The organism is Rhodovulum sp. (assembly GCF_011048875.1).
GTDB lineage: Bacteria > Pseudomonadota > Alphaproteobacteria > Rhodobacterales > Rhodobacteraceae > Rhodovulum > Rhodovulum tesquicola.
In genome coordinates, this window is sequence record NZ_DSDD01000390.1 from 1 (window position 1) to 2874 (window position 2874).

A 2874-nucleotide genomic window follows, 5' to 3' on the forward strand; every position below is an offset into this window, starting at 1 on the left:
CCGCAGCGTCGATGCTGCCATCGGCGTGCAGGACGAGCCGGCCGGCAGCCTTCGCCTTCTGGATCGCGCCGCGCGACAACCCGACACGGGCGGCGTACTGGCGCTCGCTCATGCCCTGCATCGCCAGCTCCGATTATCATTCAAGATCATGTGCTTATGCGGTTGATAAGCCTCGCGGACAGAGCGAACGTTCATCCCACAAGGACGATGCAACTCACCCGGAGCCACCACGATGACAACCCGCCTGAACCCAATCACCACCCCACGCTTTGAGGCCCGCGCCGAGACGGCGCGCCGGAACAAGGGTGAGCCCGGTTCCGTCACCGGTTCGAGGAACCGGTCGAACGCGCTCGCGGCCTTCATCGGCAAGAAAGCCGAGATCGACGCGATGCTCGCGCGCCTGCACGCGCTCAGCGACGACCATTTCAACTGCGCCCCCGACGAGGCGGGCTGGGCCATGGTCGGCACCCTCGAACACTACGCGAGCCTCCTGAAGCGCATCACCGACAGCGCCTTCGGCGAGGGCGAACACGCCCGCTGATCTCCGGCACTGCCGGAACTCCCGCCGCGCGCCCTGCGCGGTGAGCCCGAACCGTGGCCCCAGTGGGGCCGCGTAATTCGGGCGAACGGGTCGTAGAAGGCGCCGCATGTCGCGGGCCCGAATACGGAGACGACCCCATGACACAGATCCAGCTTTCCGACGCCCAAGCCGTCATCCTGTCCACCGCCTGCGCGCGCGAGGACGGAGCGGCCGATGAACGTGTCCGCGCCGGGAACGCCCGCCACCGCCTGCGCGCGCGAGGACGGAGCCATCTTCCCCGTCACCGCCAGCCTCAAGGGCGGCGCCGTCGGCAATGTCTGCAAGAGCCTTCTCAAGCAGGGCCTGATCGAGGAAGTCGCTGCCACCGACCTCAACACGGTCTGGCGCCACGACGAGGAGCGCGGCCCGATCACCCTGCGCGCCACCCCGCTCGCCTACAGCACCCTCGGGATCACGGACGGGCAGGATGAGATGCCGCCGGCGGAAACGCCGCCAGCCCCGGTCCAGCGCCGCAAGGGCACCAAGCAGGAGGCCCTGATCGAGATGCTGCGCGCCGAGGGCGGCGCGACCATCGACGAGATCGTCGAAGCCACGGGATGGCAGGCTCACACAGTGAGAGGCGCCATGTCCGGCGCGCTGAAAAAGAAGCTCGGACTGACCATCACCTCCGAAAAGGTTGACGGAAGGGGCCGGGTCTACGCCATAAGCGATTGACATCGCGCGCGACGACAACCCCAAGGCCGCCGCCCTTACTCGGGCGGCGGTGTCTCATTCCGCGCTCCGGACCCGGATCGCCTCGAACACCCGCCGCAGCAGGTATCCGCGCGCCAGCGACACCCCGACAAAGGCGAGGCCGATGGCCATGTGCTCGGCGAGGCCCGTCTCGATCCCGAACCACGGGAACACGACGATCTGCGTGACGATGGCGAGGACATAACCGACGACGACATTCGTCGCGGCCTCGACCATAGACATGGTCCGGCTCTGCTTCATCGCAGGCTCTCCAGAAACGCAGTCACGAACTCCGCCGCGAGCGGCGGCACGATCGCATTGCCGTAGCCCCGCAGCAGCCCCATCCGGCCGGGTATCCCATCAGCCAGCGGGAATGTTCCGGGTTCAACGGGCCGCCAGCGACCGTCCCGGCAGAGGAGCCAGTCAGGATCGCTCCAGACGCCGTGAGCCGGGCCGGTCCCGGCGGGCTCGTCGCTTTCGACCAATCCAGCAGTTTCACCGTTCGGCGGCTGGCATCGGTGTTGCCGGCCGCGTTGTAGCGCTCCGTCGCGGGCGAGCCCGCCATCGCCGTCGGCCAGCCCGCGAGCCAGACCTGCCGACCCAGCAGCGCGTTTATCGGCACCGCCCGGCATTCCGACCCGTCCTTGTGGTCCCGCGCCGATGCAGTCGCCCAGCCCGCCAGGCTCCAGGACGGCGGCGCCGAAGAACAGCCGCTGACGGATGTGCGGGGCGCCGATGCCCGCAGCCGGCAGATCGGCCGCCGCGACGGCGTAAGATGCCGCTTCCAGGTCAGCCGCCAAAGCGTCGAACCACGCCCAGCCAATCGGGCCGTGAGCCGCCGTTCGAGCTGCACCGCTAACCGGTCCGAGCACTGCCGCGCTCGCGACCTGCTCTCCGAAAACGAGCTCCGGTCGGCAGGCGGCGACGAGCCGCAGGAATGCCGGGGCGAGATGGCGATCATCGTTTTGTCCCTTGCGTTGCCCGGCCTGGCTGAACGGCTGGCAGGGCGGAGAACCAGTCCAGACAGACCGGCTTTTCTCCACGCCCGCGAGGCGCAGTGCGTAGGGCCAGCCACCGATGCCGGCGAAGAAATGGCATTGTGCGAAGCCGCGCAGATCGGCGGGCTCGACCTCGAGGATCGACCGCTCGTCCACCTCGCCGGCAGGCAGATGCCCGGCCGCGATCAATTCCCGCAACCAAGCGCAGGCCGCGGGATCGGCATCGTTGTAGTAGACGGCCATCAGGCAGCGGCATCGGCCGTGTCGCCCAGCCGCTCAGTTCTCACCTGTGCGAAGGTCCGGCCATCACCATCGAGAATTGCCTCACGGCCGGTTTCGGCCTGCCAGCGTTCGACGGCGACGTCGACATAGGCCGGGCTGATCTCCATCGCGAAGACGCGCCGGCTGTTGGCCTCGCCTGCCATGATCTGCGAACCCGAACCCGAGAAGGGCTCGTAGCAGAGGCCGCCGCGGGCGACGTGCTGGCGCATCGGGATGCCGAAGGCGTCGAGCGGTTTGGGCGTCGGGTGGTCGGGGCGCTCGTCCTTTGCGAAGGACGGCATCTCCCAGGTCGAGGGCAGCGTCTGCTCGGCGACCTTCGGC

At 68.5% G+C, this 2874-nt stretch carries 5 protein-coding genes; 2 read left to right on the top strand and 3 right to left on the bottom strand.

Annotation, left to right across the window (positions count from 1 at the left end; all coding sequences use genetic code 11):
• Window positions 1-232: 232 nt before the first annotated feature.
• Both ENN83_RS13585 and ENN83_RS17010 read left to right on the top strand, forming a co-directional pair.
• Window positions 233-541, top strand: coding sequence for a hypothetical protein (locus ENN83_RS13585; protein ID WP_287187796.1), 309 nt, complete (start codon window positions 233-235; stop codon window positions 539-541).
• Window positions 542-1084: 543 nt separating this feature from the next.
• On the top strand, window positions 1085-1255 hold the full coding sequence (locus ENN83_RS17010; RefSeq protein ID WP_349760135.1) for a DUF3489 domain-containing protein: 171 nt from the start codon (window positions 1085-1087) through the stop codon (window positions 1253-1255).
• A gap of 54 nt (window positions 1256-1309) precedes the next feature.
• On the opposite strand, the gene ENN83_RS13595 is transcribed toward ENN83_RS17010, so the two are convergent.
• The 3 genes from ENN83_RS13595 to ENN83_RS13605 all read right to left on the bottom strand — a co-directional run.
• Complete coding sequence (locus ENN83_RS13595; RefSeq protein ID WP_287187797.1) at window positions 1310-1534, bottom strand: DUF7220 family protein; 225 nt, start codon at window positions 1532-1534, stop codon at window positions 1310-1312.
• The gene (locus tag ENN83_RS13600) at window positions 1531-2514 is read right to left on the bottom strand and encodes a DNA cytosine methyltransferase (RefSeq protein WP_287187799.1); all 984 of its coding nucleotides are present in this window, start codon (window positions 2512-2514) and stop codon (window positions 1531-1533) included. The genes ENN83_RS13595 and ENN83_RS13600 overlap by 4 nt, the downstream gene beginning before the upstream one ends.
• Window positions 2514-2874, bottom strand: a 361-nt coding sequence (locus ENN83_RS13605; RefSeq protein ID WP_349760134.1) for a DNA methyltransferase, incomplete at its 5' end; no start/stop codon positions are given. The genes ENN83_RS13600 and ENN83_RS13605, both read right to left, overlap by 1 nt.